This is a genomic window from Urechidicola sp. KH5, from assembly GCF_054661455.1.
In genome coordinates this window covers 78469-102087 of sequence record NZ_BAAFSW010000002.1, presented here as the reverse complement: position 1 = coordinate 102087, position 23619 = coordinate 78469, and the positions used below count along the sequence as shown (strand labels likewise).

19 protein-coding genes, 1 tRNA gene and 1 pseudogene are annotated in these 23619 nt (G+C 35.0%); 5 read left to right on the top strand and 16 right to left on the bottom strand.

Annotated elements, in window-relative coordinates:
• Positions 1 to 7: 7 nt before the first annotated feature.
• Entirely contained in the window at positions 8 to 1480 is a 1473-nt protein-coding gene (locus tag ACYQ5R_RS05035) for a DUF5687 family protein (protein WP_460189829.1), read from the bottom strand.
• A 100-nt stretch (positions 1481 to 1580) separates the two neighbouring features.
• Between ACYQ5R_RS05035 and ACYQ5R_RS05030 the strand changes: the two genes are divergently transcribed.
• Positions 1581 to 2618, top strand: a complete 1038-nt coding sequence (locus tag ACYQ5R_RS05030) for a 2Fe-2S iron-sulfur cluster-binding protein (RefSeq protein ID WP_460189828.1) — start codon at positions 1581 to 1583, stop codon at positions 2616 to 2618.
• A gap of 15 nt (positions 2619 to 2633) precedes the next feature.
• Positions 2634 to 3302 carry a LysE family translocator gene (locus ACYQ5R_RS05025; protein ID WP_460189827.1) on the top strand — a complete coding sequence of 223 codons (669 nt, stop codon included), beginning with the start codon at positions 2634 to 2636 and terminating at the stop codon, positions 3300 to 3302.
• A 48-nt stretch (positions 3303 to 3350) separates the two neighbouring features.
• Here the strand turns inward: ACYQ5R_RS05025 and ACYQ5R_RS05020 are convergent, their stop codons facing one another.
• The 5 genes from ACYQ5R_RS05020 to ACYQ5R_RS05000 all read right to left on the bottom strand — a co-directional run bounded on the left by ACYQ5R_RS05020 (position 3351) and on the right by ACYQ5R_RS05000 (position 6847).
• Entirely contained in the window at positions 3351 to 5195 is a 1845-nt protein-coding gene (locus ACYQ5R_RS05020) for a M1 family metallopeptidase (RefSeq protein WP_460189826.1), read from the bottom strand.
• Positions 5196 to 5207: 12 nt separating this feature from the next.
• Complete coding sequence (locus ACYQ5R_RS05015) at positions 5208 to 6059, bottom strand: MBL fold metallo-hydrolase (RefSeq protein WP_460189825.1); 852 nt, start codon at positions 6057 to 6059, stop codon at positions 5208 to 5210.
• Between the two features lie 88 nt (positions 6060 to 6147).
• A tRNA-Cys gene (locus ACYQ5R_RS05010) sits at positions 6148 to 6221 on the bottom strand.
• Positions 6222 to 6267: 46 nt separating this feature from the next.
• The gene (gene folB / locus ACYQ5R_RS05005; protein WP_460189824.1) at positions 6268 to 6630 is read right to left on the bottom strand and encodes a dihydroneopterin aldolase; all 363 of its coding nucleotides are present in this window, start codon (positions 6628 to 6630) and stop codon (positions 6268 to 6270) included.
• 1 nt (position 6631) lies between these two features.
• Positions 6632 to 6847, bottom strand: a complete 216-nt coding sequence (locus ACYQ5R_RS05000) for a zinc ribbon domain-containing protein (RefSeq protein WP_460189823.1) — start codon at positions 6845 to 6847, stop codon at positions 6632 to 6634.
• A 90-nt stretch (positions 6848 to 6937) separates the two neighbouring features.
• Between ACYQ5R_RS05000 and ACYQ5R_RS04995 the strand changes: the two genes are divergently transcribed.
• The gene (locus tag ACYQ5R_RS04995; RefSeq protein ID WP_460189822.1) at positions 6938 to 8623 is read left to right on the top strand and encodes a glutamine--tRNA ligase/YqeY domain fusion protein; all 1686 of its coding nucleotides are present in this window, start codon (positions 6938 to 6940) and stop codon (positions 8621 to 8623) included.
• A 50-nt stretch (positions 8624 to 8673) separates the two neighbouring features.
• Here ACYQ5R_RS04995 and ACYQ5R_RS04990 read toward each other — a convergent pair whose 3' ends face one another.
• The 9 genes from ACYQ5R_RS04990 to trhO form a co-directional block, all read right to left on the bottom strand.
• Positions 8674 to 9648 carry a DUF4837 family protein gene (locus ACYQ5R_RS04990; protein WP_460189821.1) on the bottom strand — a complete coding sequence of 325 codons (975 nt, stop codon included), beginning with the start codon at positions 9646 to 9648 and terminating at the stop codon, positions 8674 to 8676.
• A gap of 4 nt (positions 9649 to 9652) precedes the next feature.
• Positions 9653 to 11197, bottom strand: a complete 1545-nt coding sequence (locus ACYQ5R_RS04985; RefSeq protein ID WP_460189820.1) for a lytic transglycosylase domain-containing protein — start codon at positions 11195 to 11197, stop codon at positions 9653 to 9655.
• A 9-nt stretch (positions 11198 to 11206) separates the two neighbouring features.
• Positions 11207 to 11965 (bottom strand): exodeoxyribonuclease III, encoded by a 759-nt coding sequence (locus ACYQ5R_RS04980; protein ID WP_460189819.1) that lies wholly within the window; start codon positions 11963 to 11965, stop codon positions 11207 to 11209.
• Positions 11962 to 13776, bottom strand: coding sequence for an AMP-binding protein (locus tag ACYQ5R_RS04975; RefSeq protein WP_460189818.1), 1815 nt, complete (start codon positions 13774 to 13776; stop codon positions 11962 to 11964). Before ACYQ5R_RS04975 ends, ACYQ5R_RS04980 begins: the two co-directional genes overlap by 4 nt.
• Positions 13777 to 13791: 15 nt before the next feature.
• Positions 13792 to 16122, bottom strand: coding sequence for a transglycosylase domain-containing protein (locus tag ACYQ5R_RS04970; protein WP_460189817.1), 2331 nt, complete (start codon positions 16120 to 16122; stop codon positions 13792 to 13794).
• Between the two features lie 9 nt (positions 16123 to 16131).
• Positions 16132 to 16590 (bottom strand): gliding motility lipoprotein GldH, encoded by a 459-nt coding sequence (locus ACYQ5R_RS04965; protein ID WP_460189816.1) that lies wholly within the window; start codon positions 16588 to 16590, stop codon positions 16132 to 16134.
• 16 nt (positions 16591 to 16606) lie between these two features.
• Complete coding sequence (locus ACYQ5R_RS04960; protein WP_460189815.1) at positions 16607 to 17923, bottom strand: PSP1 domain-containing protein; 1317 nt, start codon at positions 17921 to 17923, stop codon at positions 16607 to 16609.
• Between the two features lie 112 nt (positions 17924 to 18035).
• Positions 18036 to 18263: a ferredoxin gene (locus ACYQ5R_RS04955; protein WP_460189814.1), complete on the bottom strand. Its 228-nt coding sequence runs from the start codon at positions 18261 to 18263 to the stop codon at positions 18036 to 18038.
• Between the two features lie 566 nt (positions 18264 to 18829).
• Complete coding sequence (gene trhO, locus ACYQ5R_RS04950) at positions 18830 to 19861, bottom strand: oxygen-dependent tRNA uridine(34) hydroxylase TrhO (protein WP_460189813.1); 1032 nt, start codon at positions 19859 to 19861, stop codon at positions 18830 to 18832.
• Positions 19862 to 20067: 206 nt separating this feature from the next.
• Between trhO and ACYQ5R_RS04945 the strand changes: the two genes are divergently transcribed.
• Both ACYQ5R_RS04945 and ACYQ5R_RS04940 read left to right on the top strand, forming a co-directional pair.
• Positions 20068 to 21057 carry an aspartate-semialdehyde dehydrogenase gene (locus tag ACYQ5R_RS04945; protein WP_460189812.1) on the top strand — a complete coding sequence of 330 codons (990 nt, stop codon included), beginning with the start codon at positions 20068 to 20070 and terminating at the stop codon, positions 21055 to 21057.
• A 98-nt stretch (positions 21058 to 21155) separates the two neighbouring features.
• Positions 21156 to 21542 (top strand): annotated as a pseudogene (locus ACYQ5R_RS04940) (GNAT family N-acetyltransferase); the annotation flags it as partial.
• Positions 21543 to 21607: 65 nt separating this feature from the next.
• Here the strand turns inward: ACYQ5R_RS04940 and ACYQ5R_RS04935 are convergent.
• Complete coding sequence (locus ACYQ5R_RS04935; RefSeq protein WP_460189811.1) at positions 21608 to 23563, bottom strand: YgiQ family radical SAM protein; 1956 nt, start codon at positions 23561 to 23563, stop codon at positions 21608 to 21610.
• Positions 23564 to 23619 lie beyond the last annotated feature (56 nt).

Below are 23619 nucleotides of genomic sequence, written 5' to 3'. Positions count from 1 at the left end.
TCAATTTTTATTTCTTTTCGCCAAATGCTGCGATGGTTTTATATTTTCCTTTTTGATAAATCGATTCAATAAAATTTAAGAACACATTCTTAAATAAAATGCCAACAACTCCACTTCCTGCTAACACCCATAATCCTGCTTCAAAACTTATAAATATATAAGGTAAATAAAACAACAACATTGGCAATACTATTTTAGGCAAAGCAATTAACAGTTGTGTTGGGTTAAACCCTTGAGTGTTACTAAATGCTTTCGCTTTAACGTTTAGCTCAACAGGCACTCTATTTAAGGCGCCACCAAACAAGGTTATAAATGTGTTTAAACCAATATTAAAGAGTGCTCCAGCTGCAATCATTCCAAAAATATCCCATCCAAAATATATATAAGGTGTGCTTAGAATAAATGAAATAACAGTAGCCACCAACATTAAATACCATTTAGAATTTAAGTATTGTCTATAAGGAATATTCTGACTCATAAGCATTTTATAATACTCACTATCCCAAGACGGCACCATTTGACCAAAGGTCATTAAAAATCCGCCTGTTACAAACATTGAAGCAAATGCTAACACCCAAGGTTGCTCTAAATAAATGTCTTGCGTATAAAAAATAAGTCCATAAAACAAGAATAGAAAAGACATTAACATGACTTGTTTAGGTCGCGCATTTCTCATGATTAATTTTACATCATTCTTTAAAAAGACTGACATAGACCCAAATCTATCTAAGAACGATAAATTTGTAGCTCTAATTTTTTCTGCTTTTTCTTTTACTGATGCGTCTAAATAAAAACCTCCTCTAATATTTCTAAAAGCCAATACATAAAACAATAACATTATTGCCAATGTAATTAGTACTGTGTAGGCATTGTTATACATACCGTTAAACACAGTGCCAAATACTTCAGATACTTTGAAAATATCATACACTTCTAAACCTACAGCTCCCAATAACAACGGCACCATTGCATAAAAATATTTGTTGCTTTTGTTGATTAAGAAATTCATGTAGTTAATTGAGTAAGTAATAAACATTACAGATAGCAACCACATACTTACATTTAAGGGCTCATAGCCTTTATTCAATAACACTATAGCATATGGTAAGAATATGAAGAGTGATAAAAAATTAAAAAATGAAATGGCTGTTTTACCCAATAAATAATGAATAACCACATTTCTCTTAATGGGTATAATCATAAAAGGTTTGATGTTCATAACAGGTAATTGCTGCAAGAAATATCGCATTATTATATTTACCAGAAACCAATAAATGAGGTAATTATTTACACTAATATTTGGGTCTACACCTTCTATAAGTTTTTCAAAAATAAAGTACATCCCAATACCCATAAATATGGCAATTGCACTAAAATAAAGGGTGGCAAGCACTAATAAAATTTTAATTACTAGTCCTTTTTGAAAGTAAGAGGCTCTAAAAAATTCTTTCCATTCTAGAGCAACAAATCGTTTGATCATAGTTTAGTAGTTCTTTTTCGTTGCTATTAGTACACAAAGTTAGTTAAATGTTACAATTTAAATTCGAGTGTTTCTTACTTTTGCATCCAAAATTTTAACTATGGCGCAGTTTCATTCATTACGCATTAAACAAATTATTAAAGAAACGGCTAATGCTGTTTCCGTTACTTTTGAAGTACCTGCAAATTTAAAAGACGCTTTTGTGTTTGCTGCAGGACAGTACGTTACAATTAAAGCTACACTTAATGGAGAAGAAGTTAGAAGAGCTTATTCTATTTGTTCAAGTCCAAGTAGTGGTGAACTAAAAGTAGCTATAAAGGCAGTAGAAGGAGGATTGTTTTCGGTTTATGCAAATGAAGAGTTAGCAGAAGGAGACATTTTAGAAGTTGGAGCGCCAGAAGGACGATTTGTCCTAAGCCCTGCCTCAAACGAAACATATTTAGCAGTTGCAGCAGGTAGTGGTATTACGCCAGTTTTATCAATGATTAAAACTGCAATTGAGAATGGCAACAGCATGCATTTAATCTATTGCAACAAAACTCAAGCAGACACCATTTTTAAAAATGAAATTGATGCTTTAGCAGCTAACAACAATAAATTTCAAATTCATTACTTTTTTAGTAGAGAAGAAGTTTCAAATGCAACACATGGCAGAATAGATAGTTCTAATTTGAACCATTTGCTAAACAGTCAATTGTCTAGCCTATCTATTTCTAAAGTATTTCTATGTGGGCCAGAAGCAATGATTCATGCGGCATCTGACGTGTTTGAGGCTAATGGATTGGAAAAGGAAAATATATTGTACGAATTGTTCTCAACACCAGTAGAAGAGGTAGATACGAGTCATATACCAGAAGGTAATTCAGAAATAAAAGTGGTATTAGACGAAGAAGAGCAAAGCTTTATGATGTCTCAAAAAGAGATGATTTTAACGGCCGCATTAAAAGAAGATATAGATGCTCCTTATTCTTGCCAAGGAGGAATTTGCAGTAGTTGTTTGGCCCGTGTAACAGAGGGTGAGGCGTCTATGCATAGAAATGAGATCTTAACAGATAGTGAAGTAGCTGAAGGATTGATTTTAACTTGTCAGGCACATCCAACAACGCCAAAGGTTACCATTGATTTTGATGATGTTTAATCATATCTTTGGGATATGATTGAGGATATAATTAAAGCATTTCCTATAGGATTTGGACTAGCTTTTATGATTGGTCCTGTTTTTTTTATGCTCATCCAAACGAGCATTTTAAAAGGAGCAAGAGCAGCTATAGTATTTGATTTAGGAGTCATACTAGCAGATGTAGTATTTATTCTCTTTGCATATTATGGCAGCCATCAGTTCTTGTCTAAAATTAAGGACGATCCAAATTTGTTCTTTATTGGTGGAGCAATTCTTATTCTTTATGGTACCGGTATGTTTCTAAAAAAGCAAACTGCAATAGAAGGAAGTAATCCTGTAATAATACCAGGTCAAAAAAACTATTTAGGCTTGTTTTTTAAAGGGTTCTTTCTAAATTTTATAAATGTTGGCGTTTTAGCATTTTGGTTATTAATGGTGGTAAGTATAGGGCCTTCTCTTGAAATGGATGAGCAACGTATTTTCACTTTTTTTGCAGCTATTATAATAACCTATTTTATTACAGATTTAGGTAAAATTTTGTTAGCAAAGCAATTAAAATCTAAACTTACCCATCAAGTTGTTATAAGAATAAAAAAAGGAATGGGCATCGCATTAATCATATTTGGAGTTGTATTGGTTTCTAAAGGTTTCATTCCTCAAGATCAAATGAATTTAGACAATATTATTGAACAAGTTCAATAAAAAAAGGCGAGCTGATGAGCTTGCCTTTTAAATTTAGAGATTCATGACTTATTTGCTGCCGGCAACTTCGATTGTGTTATTTGTTCTATCTACATCTGCCATCATTTGAGAAGGGTCTATTTCTACCGATTGAATCTCTTTTGAAGCTTCAAAGCTATAGCTCGGTTCTACCCAAGACCAAGACCTTAACACCTTAGCGTCTGTTGGTTTTTGACCGTACATCATGGTCAAAGGAATATAGAAATCTTCTTTTGTTCCATCTTTATAAGTTACTGTAACATCAATAGGCATTGGCATTTTACCCACCTTCTCAAGTGTTATCATTTTATTGCTAAGCACTTTAATTCCATAATCAATTGTATTGGTTGATTTTGTAAAGTGGTTTAAATACCAATCTAACTGAATACCAGACACCTTTTCTGCGGAGCGCTTAATATCGTTTGGAGTAGGGTGCTTAAATTTAAAATCATTATAATATTTTAAGATTGTTTTCTCTTGGTTTTCCTTGCCTATTACATAAATAAGTTGTGCTAAAAACACAGACCCTTTACTATAGGCAGAGGCACCGTATGCACTGTTATAATCGTAGTGGTCAGCAAAAGTTGTAAGCGCCTGCTCCTTTCCAGAATTTGCTAAAGCAATATATCTCTTATAAGCTCCAGAAGAAGGGTTCGTACTTTTTCTTTCCATCACTTTGTTGGTTGCCAAACCTTCTATATAAGAAGTGAATCCTTCATCCATCCATTCGTGTTTTGCCTCATTGGTAGCCAATACAAATTGAAACCAAGAATGTGCTAATTCATGCGCCGTAACACCCACTAAACTATTAAATGAGCGTTTACCAGTAATCAAGGTACACATCGCATATTCCATACCACCATCGCCTCCTTGTATTACAGAGTATTGCTTGTATGGATAAGCGCCAACATGTTTATTAAAATATGCCAGCAACTCTGCAGTTTTTGGTTGTAATTTTTTCCAGTTTTCAACAAGCTTCTCATCGTTCTTATAGAAAAAATGCAAATCAACTCCATCGGTTGTTTTGTAGACGTCATGAATATATTCTGGATCTGCAGCCCAAGCAAAGTCGTGCACATTTGGCGCAGTAAAATGCCATTTTAATTTATCAGTATCTGGTTGCTTTAATTTCTTTTCAGGATTTTCATAACCATGTCCTACTTCTTGTGGGTTTTGAAGATAACCCGTACCTCCAATAGTATAATTTTTATCAATATAAATGGTTACATCATAATCACCCCAAACTCCGTGAAACTCTCTAGCGATATATTCTCTAGTGTTCCAACCTTCAAAATCATACTCCGCAATTTTAGGATACCATTGCGTCATTGACAATGCCACATCTTCTTTATTATTTCTTCCAGAACGTCTTATTTGAACAGGCACCTGACATTCCCACTCCATTTCAAAGGTTGCCTTATCACCCGATTTAATAGGGGTATTTAGAGTTGCTTTTAAAATAGTGCCGATTATCTCAAACTTAATTGGAATTCCATTTTGCTTTAAAGCTTTAATTTTTTGATACCCAATTTCATTTGGTTGCAGCTTCGCAATTCGAGATTCATATTTAGGCGCGTATTTAGAACCAACATTTTCTACCATACGCTTATCTGGATCATCAATATGATGTAACCTAATATCCATTTGGCTATTTGGTTGAAAAGCGTTAAAAAAAAGATGGTAAAAAATAGTTTCTAAATCATCAGGTGAATTATTAGTATATACCAATTTTTGTTTACCTAAGTATTGGTAATTTTCTACATCAACATCTATCTCCATGGTATAATCTACATGCTGTTGCCAATAAGCAGTTTTTTGTGCATTAAGCAATAGTGCTACTAATAAAAACAGCGAGATTGTTATTTGTTTAATCATTTATTGTTTGTATTAAAATATGTCCGAAAACTTAAATTTTTCTTTTAATCGTACTCCTTTGTCGGTATGTTGAACTGTACATAGTTCTGTATACGCATCATGCTCTAGAAACAAAAAATACTCCTTGTTTGCCGCTTCTTCTAAGAAACTCTTCTTTTCCTGCATCGTCAATAAAGGTCTTGTATCATACCCCATAACATAAGGTAAAGGGATATGCCCAATTGTAGGCAGCAAATCTGCCATAAATACAATGGTCTTGTCTTGGTAATTTATTTTAGGTAGCATTTGTTTTTCCGTGTGACCATCAACATAAATCGTATCAAAACCAACCATTTGTTGAGAATTCAACAAATCTGTTTGAATAAAATTAAGTTGGCCACTTTCTTGAATTGGCAATATGTTTTCCTTTAAGAAGGATGCTTTTTCTCTAGGGTTCGGATTTACAGCCCAATCCCAATGATTTTGATTGCTCCAATAAGTGGCATTTTTAAATGCAGGTTCATAGCCTGTTTTATCTTTATTCCATTGAATGGCACCACCGCAATGATCAAAATGCAAATGTGTTAAATAAACATCCGTTATATCATCTCTATGAAAACCTTCTTTATGCAATGAACCGTCTAGATCGACATTTCCAGATAAAAAGTAATACCCAAAAAACTTGTCTGATTGCTTATTGCCCATACCTGTGTCTATTAATATAAGCCTATTACCGTCTTCAATCAGCATACATCTTGCCGTCAGGTCAATCAGATTGTTTTCATCTGCAGGGTTTGTGCGTTGCCATAAACTTTTAGGAACCACGCCAAACATCGCGCCTCCATCAAGTTTAAAATTGCCAGTATCAATAGGATAAATAGTCATTCTTAGAGATAGATACGCAAATATGACGATTTTTTGAGATTTTTATCGTTAAAAAATAAAAAACCATCTTGAAATTCCAAGATGGTTTTGGAGGCGTCGAGCGGATTCGAACCGCTGTACAAGCTTTTGCAGAGCTCTGCCTAGCCACTCGGCCACGACGCCAATAAGGTGTGCAAATTTAGTTAATTTTACTATTCTACCAACTATTTTAGCCTTTCCTTTTTTTCTTTCTAATAACAGTTACCATTTCTACATTTCCACCAATAGGTGGGTTAATTTTAGAAACGGCCACTTTTGCTTTTGTAACAATCAAGATTTCTTTGAGAATTCTTTGTAAAATCCGCTCAACAACATGCTCTAATAATTTAGAACGTATGGTCATTTCTTCTTTTACAATCTTATTAATATGCACGTAATCTGCAGTATCCTGTAGTTCATCAGATTTCGAAGACTCAGTTAAATCGCAATTTACTTTCACATCTACACGATAATCAGATCCTATTTGAGCCTCTTCTTCTAAACAACCATGATAAGCGTATAGCTTAATATTTTCAACTTTTATTACTCCCATATCAACCCGTAAAGAAATCAAAAATATTACTCAAAGCACTTGTTGGCGCCTTGTAGAATTCTGTATATCTACACTGTCCACAGGTTACAGAAGTAAACTTTTCTGTCTGCACATCAAATATCTTAGATAACGTTCCGCCAGTTGCGCGCATTTGACCAATTTCGTAGGTCTTACAGCCACACTTAGGACAGGTATAATTTAACGCAGGTGTACTCATGATTTTAATTTTTATCAAATATAGCAATTCACTCTTTTTAGTAGGTATAATGCCAAAAAAATCAATAATTTTGCGGTTCAATTAAGAGGTATGAGCGACGAAAAAAAATCACTGAATTTTATTGAGCAAATCGTTGAAGACGATTTAGCAAACGGATTTGATAAAGATAAACTTCGTTTTAGATTTCCACCTGAACCAAATGGTTATTTGCACATTGGTCATGCAGCTTCTATATGTTTAAATTTTGGTCTTGGTGAGCGTTATAATGCACCTGTAAATTTGCGTTTCGACGATACCAATCCTGCCAAAGAAGAGCAAGAATATGTTGATGCAATAAAGCGCGATATACAATGGTTAGGTTTTAATTGGGATCAAGAACTGTATTCTTCTGATTATTTTCAGCAATTATACGATTGGACTATTGAATTTATAAAAGAAGGGAAAGCTTATATAGATGAGCAAAGTTCTGATGAAATTGCAACTCAAAAAGGTACACCAACCGAACCTGGTTCTAACAGTCCGTTTAGGGATAGACCAGTTGAAGAGAATTTAGCACTTTTCGAAAAAATGAAAAATGGTGAGTTCGATGAGGGTAGTGTTGTGCTTAGAGCTAAAATTGATATGGCTCACAACAACATGCACATGCGTGACCCTATCATGTATAGAGTTGTTAAAAAAGCACATCATAGAACAGGAACTGATTGGTGTATTTTCCCAATGTATGACTGGACTCACGGCGAGTCTGATTATATCGAACAGGTATCACATTCGTTCTGTACATTAGAATTTAAAAGCCATAGAGATTTATATGATTGGTATTTAGATCAAGTTATAGATACAGAAAAAGTTCGTCCAAAACAGCGCGAATTTGCTCGAAGAAACTTGAGCTATACCGTTATGAGCAAACGTAAGTTATTACAACTTGTCGATCAAGGTATTGTAAATGGTTGGGATGATCCGAGAATGCCAACAATCTCTGGATTAAGAAGAAGAGGTTATACTCCAGAATCAATTCGAAACTTTAGCGATGTATCTGGTATTGCAAAAAGAGATGCTATAACAGATGTTGCCTTATTAGAGTTTTGCATAAAGGATCATCTAAATAAAACAGCGCCAAGAGTGATGGCAGTTCTAGATCCTTTAAAGGTTGTTATTACAAACTATCCTGAAGGAAAAGAAGAGATTTTAGACGCAGGTTATAACGATTATGAAGAAGGTTTTGGTTCAAGAGCAGTACCTTTTTCAAGAGAAATTTACATTGAGAGAGAAGATTTTAGAGAAGAAGCAAACAAGAAGTTCTTTAGACTAAAATTGGGCAAGGAGGTGCGATTAAAGAATGCCTATATTATTAAAGCTGAAAGCTGTATTAAAGATGCGAATGGAAACATTACTGAAGTACATTGTACCTATGATCCAAATTCAAGAAGTGGTAGTGGATCAGAGGCGAGTAAACGCAAAGTAAAGGGAACATTACATTGGGTTTCAGCTGAACATGCCGTTCCTGCAGAAGTGCGCTTGTATGATAGATTATTTATGGATGAAGCTCCTGATGGACACAAAGACAAAGACTTTTTAGATTTTGTAAATCCAAGTTCTTTAGAAGTTATTACAGCCAAGGTTGAACCGAGTTTACAAAGTGCAAATCACGGAGATAGATTCCAGTTTCAACGTAAAGGTTATTTCTGTGTAGACCCTGATTCTAATTCAGCCAAACTAGTATTTAATAAAACTGTTGGCTTACGAGATACTTGGGCCAAAGTTGAAAATAAGAAATAAAAAAATCCGCAGAGTGAACTGCGGATTTTTCATTTTATAATAGTATGTTTTTATTTCACTTTTAAGGTCTTTAGCGTAGCTTCAATTTCAAACATATAGTCTCTTTTATCTGCTCCAGGGGCATACGTAAACCCTTCTACAACAATTAAACGATTATTAGCTCTATCAACCACAGTGTAGTTTAATAGAGGCCCTGCCATAAAATCATTTTTTACCTCCCACTTGCCACGAGTTTCATAAGCTTTCTTTCCGGCCAATGAGGTTAAAACCGTTTTAGGTGTATATGCCACTTCAGTAATATAATGAGAGTCTTCAAGTGATCCAGGTATATGAATTGCACCAATAGAATCTCTAGCGCTATTAATGTTTGCTCCTTCTAAATCTGCCTCTGTTCTAATTGGTAATTCATAAGCAATCAAATTCATACTTTGACCGTTTTTTAAATGCTGGCGTAACCATAAAAAGTCTCCTGCATCATCTACCAAGCGATATTTTCTAGGAATCTGCATTTCAATTCCAATATTGTCTAATGTTTTAAAACTATTCTTAGGGTATGATTTACTCGCTAGTTTGTATTGTAATGCCCTTAAATCATCTTTTTTAAATGTCTGTAAAATCTCTTGCTTATACTTAATAATGTCTCCTACTAATTTATCTTCTGAAGGAGAAGCAATTGTGATAATGGTTTGTGGTTCAGCATAAATATTGCGTTTAACCTCAATATATGCAGAATCTTGCACTTTTGTTATTAGCACATTACGTTGCGATAAAAACGTGTTTTTAAACGCATTTAATGGTATTTGGGTTAGATTAAAATGAGGCTCGTCTTGTGGCAATCCAAATACAGGTTCGTTTGCAACTTCTTTCATGGCTTTACCAGGTGCGCCCATATACATATCTACATTCATCACTAATAGAATTTGATTCATCATTCCATTAGAGGCAACCAATGTAGGTCTATCACTTTTTTTTCCACATGCAACCACTAAAAATACAGCCGCAAGAAGTAACGTTATTTTTCTCATCCTACTACAATTTATAAATTTTTATTTTCATTCCGGGTTTCAGCGAATTTGCAGTCCAAATATTATTCCATTCTTTTAAGTTCTGCACAGTAACCTTATCATATTTTTTAGAAATAGTCCAAAGAGATTCTCCTTTCTTTACTGTGTAAGTATCGTATGAGCCTTTTGGTGTCTTTGTCGTTTGTTTTTTTGAAGGTGCACTAGATTGTGCAACTGCAACTTTTCTAGGATAAATGGTCAATCGCTGACCTACTCTTAAATTATTAGATTTTAATCCATTCCATTTTTTTATCGAGCTTACCGATACTCCATAACGTTCTGCAATCTTTCCTAAATAATCTCCACTTACTACTCGGTATCTTATGCGATCTCCCATTTCTACATATTCTGGAAGGGGTGTTTCTCTCTCTGCTTCTTGAGCATCTACATAAGCATATAATTCTTGCTCGTTGCTTGTAAATTGACCAACATTATACAACGGCAATCGCACGTAATAATTCTTATCTTTTTTATAAGGAATAATATCTAGTTTATACTGAGGATTTAGAAATTGAAGCATTTCAACTTCGATATCTAAAAAGTTTGCCAAGTGCTCAAACGTAACCTGCTTTTTAATGTGTAAGGTATCTGTTTCAAATAATTTCACTTTGGCTTTTTCCGCTTTTAAGCCGTGTTCTTCTGCGTATTTAAATATGTATAAATTTGCGTAAAAAGCAGGAACATAACCTGCTGTTTCTCTTGGTAAATATGGCCTTATATTCCAATAGTTCTTATAGCCCCCAGATCTTCTTATAGCTTTATTTACATTGCCTGGTCCAGAATTGTAAGCAGCTAATGCTAAATCCCAATCACCAAAAATCTTATATAAAACTGATAAGTATTTACATGCAGCTTCTGTTGCTCTAATTGGGTCCATTCTTTCATCTACATAAGAGCTTACGTCTAAGTCAAACTGTTTACCGGTTTGATACATAAATTGCCATAATCCTGTAGCTCCAACCCTTGATTTAACACGTGGTCTCAAAGCAGATTCCACAATGGCTAAATACTTTATTTCTAGCGGTAGGTCGTATTTATCTAGGTGCTCTTCAAACATTGGAAAATAGTATTCAGCTCTCCCCATCAAAACAGCTAAAGATTTCTTTCTGTTTTTTAAATACCCTTTTATTATACGCTCTAGCCCCGGGTTGTAGGCGATATAAAATGGTGTTTCTGCATCTATTGCTTCAAGTCGCTCTTTTAATAATTCTGTAGAGAGTTCGGGTAAGTCTTCATTCGTCAGTTCTTCTTTATCTAAAAGAAACGAAGCGTTATCATGTAACGGAGAATTATACATCTCTTTTAACCACAAACTATCCATTAAAGTTACCTCTACATATTCCTTTAGAACAAAGGAGTCTAAATACTTTTCATTGGCTAAAAACATATCGGCCTTTAAAGAATCCATACTCTGTACCAAAACATCTTTTAAGGATGTTTTGGTTGTCTCTTGCCCTACCAAATTTAATCCTAATAATAGGGCTCCTACTACATATAACTTCTTAATCATGTATTCTTATTAATCTATTTCTACACCTAAAGGACAATGATCTGAATGTTTTGCCTCAGGTAAAATATATGCTCTCTTTAATCTATTTTCAAGTAGTTGGCTAGCCATACAATAATCAATACGCCAACCTTTATTATTAGCTCTTGCATTGGCTCTATAGCTCCACCAAGTGTAATGATCTGGCTCTTTATTAAAATGTCTAAACGTATCTATAAATCCGCTATCTATAAAGCCTCCAATCCATTCGCGTTCTTCAGGTAAAAAGCCCGAAACTCCTTTCATTTTTGGGTTGTGAATGTCAATTGCCTCATGACAAATATTATAGTCTCCGCAAATTATGAGGTTCGGAATTTCCTTTCTTAGTTCCGTAACATACTCCTGAAACTCATCCATGTATTGAAACTTAAAACTCAAACGAGCATCATTGGTGCCAGATGGCAAATACAGACTCATAATAGAAACATCATCATAATCTACTCTTAGGTTTCGCCCTTCAAAATCCATAGTTTCAATTCCTGTACCATATTCAATATGATTTGGTTCTTTCTTGCATAAAACAGCAACACCACTGTACCCTTTTTTCTGTGCAGAAAACCAATAGTTGTATATATACCCTAAGTTCTCAAACACACTTAAATCTACTTGTTCTTTTTGCGCCTTAGTTTCTTGTATGCAAAGCACATCGGGATTTGCTGCTTCTAACCATTCAGCAAAACCTTTTTTTAAGGCTGCTCTTATTCCATTTACGTTATAGGAAATTATATTCATTCTCTATATAGTTTGTTATAATCATCGCGTAATTTACGTCGCATTACTTTGTTTGATGCCGTTCTAGGAAGTTGTTTAATAGGTACGCAATCAAACACCTTAAAAAGTGGGTTTAATGCTCCTCTAACAGACTTTTGCATTTGTTTTAAATACTCTTCTTTGGATAAATCTTGATTAGATGGTACATAGTAAATAACCAATAATGATGGACCGCCTTCTTTTGGAGGAACAGCAATTGCTGCGGCCTCTTTCAAAAAATCCAAAGGTTGTAATACCGCTTCAATTTGTGTTGCGCTAACTTTTATTCCACCTAAATTCATGGCATCATCCACTCTTCCTAACATTTTATAGTAGCCGTTTTCTAGCTCTAATAGCTCATCACCATGTCTTCTTAATTGAGTTTTATATTCAGGTGTATATTGATAATATACTTTGTGATGGTCTCTATTTAATAGTGCTGTTGAAAGTCCCATAATAGGAGGAATCAAAAACACTTCGCCTTGTTTAGCTTCCTCCTCATTCTCACCTAATAGTAAAAAATCACTGCCTAGAGCAGGTGTAGAAAATGTACTTGCTAGATTTGGTTGTACTATAGTGCTTGTTATGTAACCGCCTCCAATCTCTGTTCCACCACAATATTCGATTACAGGTTTATTGTTAGCCAAATGCATCAAATAATTCATTTCTGTTGGGTTAGAAACTTCACCCGTAGAGCTAAAACATTTGATGGCATTCCAATCAAATGGCTCCATACATTGTGTATTTTTCCAATGCTTTACAATACTAGGAATAACCCCTAACATAGTAACTTTTGCATTTTGAATAAACCTTCCAAAATCAGAGGTTAAAGGCGCATCATAATACAAAGCTATACTTGCCTTGTTTATTAATGCTGCAAAAACCAACCATGGTCCCATCATCCATCCTAAATTGGTTGGCCAACAAACCACATCGTTCTGATGAATGTCTTGATGGTAATATCCATCTGCCGCTCCTTTAATAGGTGTTGTATGATTCCACGGAATGGCCTTAGGCTCACCAGTTGTTCCAGATGAAAATAAAATAGTAATATGATCCTCTGGAGACTGTTTTACAGATTCAAACTCTTTGTTTGTTGAAAGAAATGCATTCCATAAAACATCTTGATTTCTAATACTAGGACTGTCTTGAACCGGCAGTACAACAATTTTAGCGGCTCCTGCCTGAACTACTTTATCATACAACGAAATGTGCTTAAAGGTACGCACCATAACATCTTGGGTAAAAACCAATTTGGGTTGTGATAGTGCTAACCTAACGGCTATTTCTTTTGGGGCAAAACTATCTGCAACGGTTGCAACTTTTACACCTGCTTTAATTGCTCCTAAATAGATCGCAACAGCCTCGAGTGTCATAGGCATATCAATACCTATACAATCGCCTTCATTTACACCTGCTTCTCTTAAGCCATTTGCAATCTGATTTACCAAAAACTCTAGTTCCTTTTGCGTTACCTTTTGGAGTTCTTGATTTGGTTTTTGAAATACAATTGCTGTAGCTTCATCCGAATTTTGAAAACAAGAATCAATAATATTTAGTTTAGCTCCGTCTAACCATTTCGCCTTTGTAACGCCTTCACTTATATTTAAAATGGATTGATACGGATGGTGTAACTTAATCTGTAAGTTGTTTACCGTTTCTGTCCAAAACAATTCTTTATTTGAAACAGACCAGGAGTACAAGTCTGTATAAGAAGCAAAATGATGCTTACGCATCATTTTTGCAATATTACTATTGTTAATTATATTTTCTGTTGGATTCCAACCTTCCATTATCTTTTAGCAATTTTAAAATTCTATTTCCTCTTCTTCTGGTTCCTTTTCTTTTGGTTTTACCTCACCGTCTTCGCCTTCTTCATCTACTAAATCAGATCCATCACAATCAATACGAATACTAATGTTTTCTGGTTTTTCAAACTCTCCGTCACTTATGCCAATCTCTTTATTTGCATATAATTTCTTATGGTATATTGCCCAAATTGGCAATGCCATAGTTGCTCCTTGACCTTGCGCTATTTCTGCGAAGTGCGTAGATCTATCTTCGCCGCCAACCCAAACACCAGTTGCTAAATTTGGAACGATTCCCATAAACCACCCATCTGAATGATTTTGAGTTGTTCCAGTTTTTCCAGCAATTGGATTTGTAAATTCATAGGGGTAACCGGTAGATACATTGTCTGGATATTTACCATAGTTACCTCTTAATCGAACTCCTGAACCAAACTTAGTAACACCCTCTAACAGGTTAATGGTTACATAAGCAGATTCTTCACTCATTACCTCTTCTGTTTCAGGCACAAATTGTTCTAAAATTGTTCCATTTTTATCTTCAATTCGTAGAATCATCATTTGATCTACATGCAAGCCTTTATTCGCAAATGTAGAATATGCCCCAACCATTTCATATAAGCTCAAATCAACAGATCCAAGCGCAATTGCAGGCACCTCAGGAATACGACTATCTACACCTAATCTTTTAGCAAATCTCGCTACATTTCGAGGGTGTACTTCATCTATTAGTCTTGCAGTAATTACGTTAATAGACTTAGCCAATGCGCGCTCTAAGGTCATCATTCCTCCATACTCTTCACCTGAGTTTTTTGGAGCCCAATCATCTGGCATTCCATATTTCTCTTTTGAAATTGTATATGGCGTATTTGGTAAACTATCGCAAGGCGATCTTTTTAATTGGTTGATGGCTGTTGCATAAACAAATGGTTTAAATGTAGAGCCTACTTGACGCTTTTGTTGTTTTACAGCATCAAACTGAAAGTGCTTATAATTGATACCGCCAACCCAAGCTTTAATATGACCAGATTGTGGTTCTACAGACATTAAGCCTGCTCTTAAGAAATGCTTGTAATAGCGAATTGAGTCGTACGGACTCATGATTGTGTCTACATCTCCTTTCCAAGTAAAAATAGACATGTCTGTCTTTTTCTTGAAAATTTCTTTGATTTCTTTTTCCGATTTTCCAACAGCTTTTAACCTTCGCCATCTGTCTGATCTTCGCATCGCTTGATCTAAAATACGATCTACATCTTCTGGTTCGATTTCAGAAAACGGAGCAGTTGGATTTCGTTTTTGCTCTTTGTCGAATACACGTTGCAAATTAGCCATATGCTCCTGCATTGCTTCTTCTGCGTATTGTTGCATTCTAGAATCAATTGTCACATAGATTTTTAACCCATCTCTATGTAAATTATACCTTGATCCATCTAGTTTAGGATTGTTTTTAATCCAACCTTTCATATAGTCTCGTAACGATTCTCTAAAATAGGTAGCATACCCATCGCTATGGCTCTCTGGGGTCCAATCTAATTTTATTGGCAATTGCTGCAAAGAATCTTTTACCTCTTGGGTAATAAATTCATTTTTGGCCATTTGAAATAAGACCACATTCCTTCTACTAAGAGATTTATTTTTTGAAACTTCTCTTTTCGGGTTGTACTGTCTCGGGTTTTTAAGCATCGCAACCAAAACAGCAGATTCTTCTAACTTTAAATCTTTAGGTTCTTTGCCAAAGTATATTCTAGATGCCGAACGAATTCCAACAGCACTAAATAAAAAATCATATTTATTTAAATACATGGTAAGAATTTCGGCCTTTGTATACTGACGCTCTAATCGAACAGCAATTACGTATTCTTTTACTTTTTGAAAAACACGTTCTATGGCATTTTTAGAGCCCTCACCGTGAAATAACAACTTCGCTAGCTGCTGTGTTGTGGTACTACCTCCTCCGTCTTTTCCAAGTTTAGCTATTGCTCTACCTGTAGCCTTAAAATCGATTCCTGCATGTTCGTAAAAACGCTCATCTTCTGTGGCAACCAATGCATCAATTAAGTTTTGCGGCAAATCTTTGTATTGAACCGGTGTTCTATTCTCGTAAGCATATTTACCAAGTGTTTTTCCATCAATAGAAATAATCTCAGTAGCCAAATTGTTTTCTGGGTTCTCTAAATCTTCAAAGGTTGGCATATAGCCCAAGGCTCCAACTGAAGCCAATATAAATGGCAAGATGGCTAAGAATAATCCTCCTAAAAAGATTCTCCAAAACCAAACTACATAAAATCTAAAATCGGTGGTGATGGCTTTTGCTTTTTTCTTTTTTGTCATTTTTGAAATTTAAGGTGTTACAGATTCTATTCGCAAGCCAATATCGGTGATACCTTTTAACGAATCTAAACCGTGAATATTGCCATTTTTACGCATAGCATGTGCCACTTTAAAAATGTAATTTCCAGAAGTTGGAAACACAACGTTTTCTTTATAAAATAATTTGTTTTCTTTAATATCAGTATATCCGGAGCCTAAAAAATATCCCTGCTTATCTGTCATTTCATACTCAAGCGTGTCAACAACAGTCATGCCCTCTGGAAATTGCATAGAGGCTATTAAATACAGGTTACTAAACTCATAATCTTTGTTGTTTCTAATATTAATAAAAACATGCTGCCTCTGAATGGTATCTGTTATCGGAATATCAAAAGTAACCTCGTCTTCTTGCAGCCAACAATTGTTTTTTACAGAAACATAACTGTCATAAGTACGATTGCTATCGCACCCTACTATAACTACTAGCATTAACAAATACAAAATTCTATTCAGCATTGTTGTTTTTGTTATTTGGTTTTCTATTTCTGTTTCTATTATTGTTTCTTCTTTTCTGATTTGGCTTTTTACCCTCTCCAGAAGCTTTGGGCCCTTGTTTTTTTTGCTGAGGTTTAGGCTTCTGCTTCGATGAACGTTGTTTCTGATTTTGCCCTTGATTTAAAGGCTTAGATCCTTGCTTTTTATTTCTAGGGGTTCTTCTTTTTTTCTTGCGCTTTGGTTGATCAAATCTCGTTAAGCTATCTTGACCTACAACATTTTCAAAGCTAAGTTTAGAATCATCATTGGCTTCTAGTTCAAAATCTTCTAGAGATGAAATTACTTCTCCTCCTTTATTCATTTCAATAATTTCATTTAGCTGATCAAGATCTAACTTATACCACTTAAAAGATTCGTCTTTATAAGTGTACCAGAACTCTTCTTTAAAGATATCCATCTTCACAAATACAGCATCTCCTTTTTCCGTTTTTAGAATGGTATCTTTTTTAGGAAAATGCTTTAGAGCATCTAGATAGGTGTCTAATTCAAAGTTTAAACAACACTTTAATTTACCACATTGTCCTGAAAGTTTTTGTGGGTTTAAAGAAAGCTGTTGGTAACGCGCTGCACCAGTATTTACCTTTCTAAAATCAGTTAACCAAGTTGAACAACACAGCTCTCTACCACAAGAACCAACGCCACCCAAACGAGCAGCCTCTTGACGCAGTCCCACTTGTTTCATTTCAACACGAATGCGAAAAGCACTAGCCAAATCTTTAATTAATTGACGGAAATCTACTCGATCGTCTGCGGTATAGTAAAACGTAGCCTTATTGCCATCGCCTTGATATTCTACATCAGATAATTTCATTTTAAGACCTAAACGCAAGATGATTTCTCTACCTCTTCTTTGCGTTTCAATTTCTTTTTCTCTAGCCTTCTGCCAAACATCTATGTCTTTTTGAGAAGCTTTGCGGTAAATTTTCTTAACCTGATCACTATCTTCTGTTATTTTCTTTTTACGCATTTGAATTCGCACCAACTCCCCAGTTAAAGAAACGGTACCAACATCATGACCTGGATTACCTTCAACAGCAACCACGTCTCCCATAATTATTTGAAGTTTTTCGCTTTTATAAAAGTGCTTTCTACCGTTTTTAAACCGTACCTCAACAATGTTAAAAGGTGCTTGACCTGTAGGTAAAGTCATATTAGAAAGCCAATCGAAAACTGTTAATTTATCACAACTTCCAGTGGCGCAGCTACCATTACTTTTACAGCCTTTTGGTACGCCGTTGGTATCAGTTGAGCAACTTGTACAGCCCATATTTATATATTATTAAATGTCTAAACACAACGTATTTAAGACATTAGGGATTCAACTATTTATTATCTCTAATTGGTAAAGATATGAAAAAAGAAAGAGGGTTACTGAAAAATTAAACCTGCTTAACATCTATAATTTTTACAGGGCAAGCATCTTGTGCTTTTTTGCTGTCGTAATAGATGTTTTCATCTAGAGATTTAATCGTAAAAACATTTTTCTCTTTAGAATGCAACAATACAGATTTGCCGTCTTTTCTTGACATTTGAAATTGACCAGGTGCCAATTGTACACAATAGTTACAGCCTGTATATTTTGCTTTTTGTAAGGTAATAACAACCATTAAGCCTATACTTTGTTTTCAAAGATTTTATAAAGCTTATCAGATGGGCGAATTCTAAATTCTTTTGGTGTAGTTACTGAGTCACCTTTTTGTGCTTTTGACCCTTTTTGGTCATTTGCAAACATTTCTGTTACTTCAAGTGCCTTAACTCCAGTTGCAGGACCTGTAATTAAAATCGTATCTCCAATAGTTAATTATATGCTTCGATTTTAGAATTACTAATTTTTGGCATTGGAAAATAATGCATAATTGTACTTAAATACACCTTTTTTATGTTTCATGACTACATAAATCTTTATTCCTTAATCCTAATTTTTACCTCAAATAATAAACACTTCAAAAACCACGATTGTAGACTTTTTATAATTCCGTAATCCAATATTTTACTTTCTATTTTGTATCGGTGCCTACTTAATAATCATCAATAACTTCTTTTTAACACTTGATTACTTTGGTTACATTTTACAGTGCTCTACTGCAAAATCCAGTCTGCACCACTATCTAATGCCGCTTGCAACGATTCGAAATTCCCTGCAGGTGCCATTAATTCTATCTTCTCCATCTTGCTAGTTTTTAAATTTCAGTGCTTCTGAGCGACCTTTCTTAAATATTTTGTTGCTGTTTCCTTTTCCTTTTCTCAAAGCTTTTTGTTCTTCATAAGGCAAGGCGGCCACCTCTTTACATGCTTCTGAACAGCAAGTGTTCATTTTTTCTTGACAAGATTCACATTGAATGAACAACAAATGACATGCTTCGTTATCACAATTAACATGAGTGTCGCAAGGTTCACCACATTGATGACAATTAGAAATTACATCCTCAGAAATTCTTTCAGCTCTACGATGATCAAACACAAAGTTCTTTCCTTTGAATTTATTCTCTAAACCTTGTTCGTTTACCTGACGCACGTAATTAATGATACCTCCTTCTAACTGAAATACATTCTTAAACCCCTTATGCTTGTAGTAAGCACTCGCCTTTTCACAACGAATACCTCCAGTACAATACATTAGTAAGTTTTTGTCTTCTTTATTGTCTTTTAAATCTTCTTCTATAATATCTAAAGAATCTCTAAAGGTGTCAACATCTGGTGTAACTGCACCGTCAAAATGACCAATTTCACTCTCATAGTGGTTACGCATATCTACGCAAACTGTATTAGGGTCTGCCAACATTTTGTTAAACTCATCAGCATTTAAATGCACCCCTATGTCGGTTACATCAAAAGTGTCGTCATTTAAACCATCTGCTACAATCTTATTTCTAACTTTAACCTTTAGTTTTAAAAACGACTTATTGTCTTGCTCAACAGCAATGTTTAAACGTACATCTTTTAAAAACGTGATGCTATCTAAGTGCTCTTTGAATTCATTAAAGTTCTCGGCAGGTACCGAAAGTTGTGCATTGATACCTTCGTAAGAAACATATATTCTTCCGAGTACTTCAAGTTTGTCCCACACTATAAAAAGGTGGTCTCTAAAAATTTGAGGGTTTTCTATCTTAAAATATTGATAGAAAGAAATGGTCAAACGGTCTTTTCCCGCTTTATCTATTAATTCAGCGCGCTCTTTTGCGCTTAACTTATTGTACAGTTGCATGCTATACCAATTTAGTTAAACAAAAATTTCGTGCAAAGATACATCACATCGATTGATTTTCAGGAGTTTTCTTTGAAAAATGTGCTACTTAAGAGTTAATTTGTTAACTATTTAACAATATGAAAAATTTTGAATAAAATTCTCTAAAACCTTTTTGAATGCTTAAAAATTCTAATCTTTGCATCGCAAAATTAAAAAAACACAAAATGAGAGTTGCTGTTGTTGGTGCTACAGGTATGGTTGGCACAGTTATGTTAAGAGTTTTAGAGGAGCGTAATTTTCCAATTACGGAATTAATTCCTGTTGCATCTGCAAGATCTGCGGGTAAAAAATTACCGTATAAAGGAAGTGATTATACCGTAGTTACTTTAGAAGATGCTGTAGCTATGCAACCAGATATCGCTTTATTTTCGGCAGGTGGCGACACATCTTTAGAGTGGGCTCCAAAATTTGCTGAAACAGGTTGTAAAGTTGTAGACAATTCATCTGCATGGAGAATGGATCCTACCAAAAAATTGGTAGTTCCAGAAATTAATGGAGATGTGTTGAGCAAAGAAGACATGATTATTGCAAATCCAAACTGTTCTACTATTCAGTTAGTAATGGCTTTATCTCCGTTGCACGATGCCTACAAAATGAAACGTCTAATCGTTTCTACCTATCAATCTGTTTCTGGTACCGGTGTAAAAGCAGTGCAGCAATTAAAAAATGAAATGAATGGTGTTGAAGGTGAAATGGCTTATCATTATCCAATAAATAGAAACGCGATACCTCATTGTGATATCTTTATGGATAATGGGTATACCAAAGAAGAAATGAAATTGGTAAAAGAGCCTAAAAAAATCTTACGTGATGAAAGTTTTTCTGTAACTGCTACAGCAGTAAGAATTCCTACCGCTGGTGGTCACTCTGAATCTGTTAATGTTGAGTTTGAAAACGATTTTGATTTGGCGGATGTGAGAAGACTGTTACATGAATTCCCAGGCGTTGTTGTGCAAGATAATTTAGATACAAATACGTATCCGATGCCGGTATATGCAAATGATAAAGACGAAGTGTTTGTTGGAAGAATTAGAAGAGACGAATCGCAACCTAATACTTTAAATCTTTGGATTGTAGCTGATAACCTGAGAAAAGGCGCAGCAACAAATACAGTACAAATTGCAGAATATTTAGTGGCAAATGAACTGGTGTAATTAAAAAAATACTCTGAAATAATTTCAGAGCAACAGAATACTATTAAACCCTTTTGAATTTTTCAAGAGGGTTTTCTTTTAACCAAAATTACCATCATATGAAATATAGAAAAGCAACGCTTGAAGACCTATCTCAATTGAGTGAGCTCTTTGATGGCTATCGCGTTTTTTATCGCAAAGCGTCAGATGTTAAAAACGCTAGGGAATTCTTGTCAAATCGATTTGAAAATAATGACTCTATTATTTATGTCGCAGAAGATTCAACTGGAACTCTCGTAGGATTTACACAATTATATCCTTTATTTTCGTCAACACGTATGCAAAAACTATGGTTGTTAAACGATCTATTTGTTAGTGTCGGTGCCCGAGGAAAAGGTGTTTCAAAAGGATTAATTGAGCAAGCAAAGCAATTGGTAAAGGATACCGATGCTTGTGGATTTTTCTTAGAAACTGAAAAAACCAATACAATTGGGAACTCTCTGTATCCATCCGTTGGGATGCAATTAAACGAAGGTTCTAATTATTATGAGTGGAGTGTACAGACAACGCTCTATCTGCGCTTCTTCATTACACTTCGGTACTTTTTGTTTTTACCTCCTTTTCCTTTTTTAGAAGGAATAGCGTCATCAAAAGTGTGTTTGGTCTTACCTGGTTTATTTTTACGCCAAGAAGTGTTTTCTGGAAGCAACACCTTTAACAAATCATTTCTACCAAGATTAGTTAAAGTGTCTTTAATCCATTTGCGGTTTTCTTTTTTATACCAAAAGAAGAATTTATGCTGCTCTTCTTTTTCTTTTTTTGTTTTTGGAGTATTAATTTTCTCCAGAGTATATGGGTGGTACCCGCTGTAATAAATTACAGTAGCAACCGTCATAGGTGTTGGAGTAAACCCTTGTACTTGCTCTAATTGAAAGCCCATGTCTTTCGTTTCAGCAGCCAAATTTGCCATGTCTTCTGGCTCACAAGCAGGATGACTAGAAATAAAATATGGAATTAATTGAAGATTTAATTTTCGCTTTTTATTGATACGATCAAAACGATCTTTAAACTTATGGAAATACTTAAAAGAAGGTTTTCGCATTAATTTTAATACAGGATCAGATGTGTGCTCAGGAGCTACTTTTAAACGCCCAGAAACATGTTTGCTCATAACCTCTTCTGTATAATCATCTAACTCTTTTGCATCAGCATTCTTATTGAATTCAGGCACCAACATATCGTGCCTAATACCGCTGCCAATAAATGATTTTTTTACTTTTGGGTGCTTATCAACAGCCTGATACAATTGTGTTAAAGGCTTGTGAGATGTGTCAAGGTTACTACAAATAACCGGTGAAATACAAGAAGGAGCTACACAACGATCACAAATCGATTGAATCTTTCCTTTCATTTTATACATGTTAGCAGAAGGCCCACCAATATCTGATAAATAACCTTTAAAATCCGGCATGTTGGCCACCTTATCTACCTCTTTTAAAACCGACTCTTGACTTCTACTTGCAATAAATTTTCCTTGATGTGCCGAAATGGTACAGAAACTACATCCTCCAAAACATCCTCTATGAATGTTAATAGAGAATTTAATCATTTCAAAAGCTGGGATAGGTCCACGTTTGTCATATTTTGGGTGTGGTAATCGAGTATAAGGCAAATCAAAAGACCCATCAATTTCCTCTTCTGTCATTGTTGGAAAAGGAGGATTAATCATCAACACCTCATCTCCTACTTCTTGAAAAATTCGACGTGCATAGAGTTTATTCGACTCTTGCTCGATCACCTTAAAATTTGAGGCAAAGGTCTTTTTATCTGCTAAACAGGCCTCATGAGAATTGATCGTTACATCTTTCCACTTTTTATTCTTAGGAACTTTCTCGTGCTTATCAATTAAAACAGCTGTTTGTTTAATGGTTTTAATACTTTCAAAAGGCACTCCTTTTTGCAACAGCTCAACCAGTTCTCTGAGAGGTTGCTCTCCCATACCATACACTAACAAGTCAGCATTTGAATCTTTTAAAATGGTAGGTTTTAATTGATCGCTCCAATAATCGTAATGCGTAACTCTTCGCAAAGAAGCCTCAATTCCTCCAATAACCACAGGAACATCAGGAAACTTTTCTTTTAAAATCTTAGAATAGACTGATGTGGCATAATCTGGTCTAAACCCTTTGTCTCCATTAGGAGTATAAGCATCTTTATCTCTTCTTTTTTTACTCGCGGTATAGTTTGATACCATTGGGTCCATACAACCACCGGTAACTGCAAAAAACAGTCGAGGCGTACCTAGTTTGGTAAAGTCTTGCAGGTTATCGTGCACACTAGGTTGTGGCACAATGGCAACACGTAAGCCATAGCTTTCTAAAATTCTACCTATTACAGCAGGACCGAAAGATGGATGATCTACATAAGCGTCTCCACTAAACAGGATCACATCTAACTCTTCCCATCCACGAATTTTTACTTCGCGATTTGTAGTAGGTAACCAGTCTGATAACTTAGGTGTTTGCATGCCGCAAAGGTAGGGAATAATTAAGGACTGTAAACAACGCAATCATAAGCACCTTT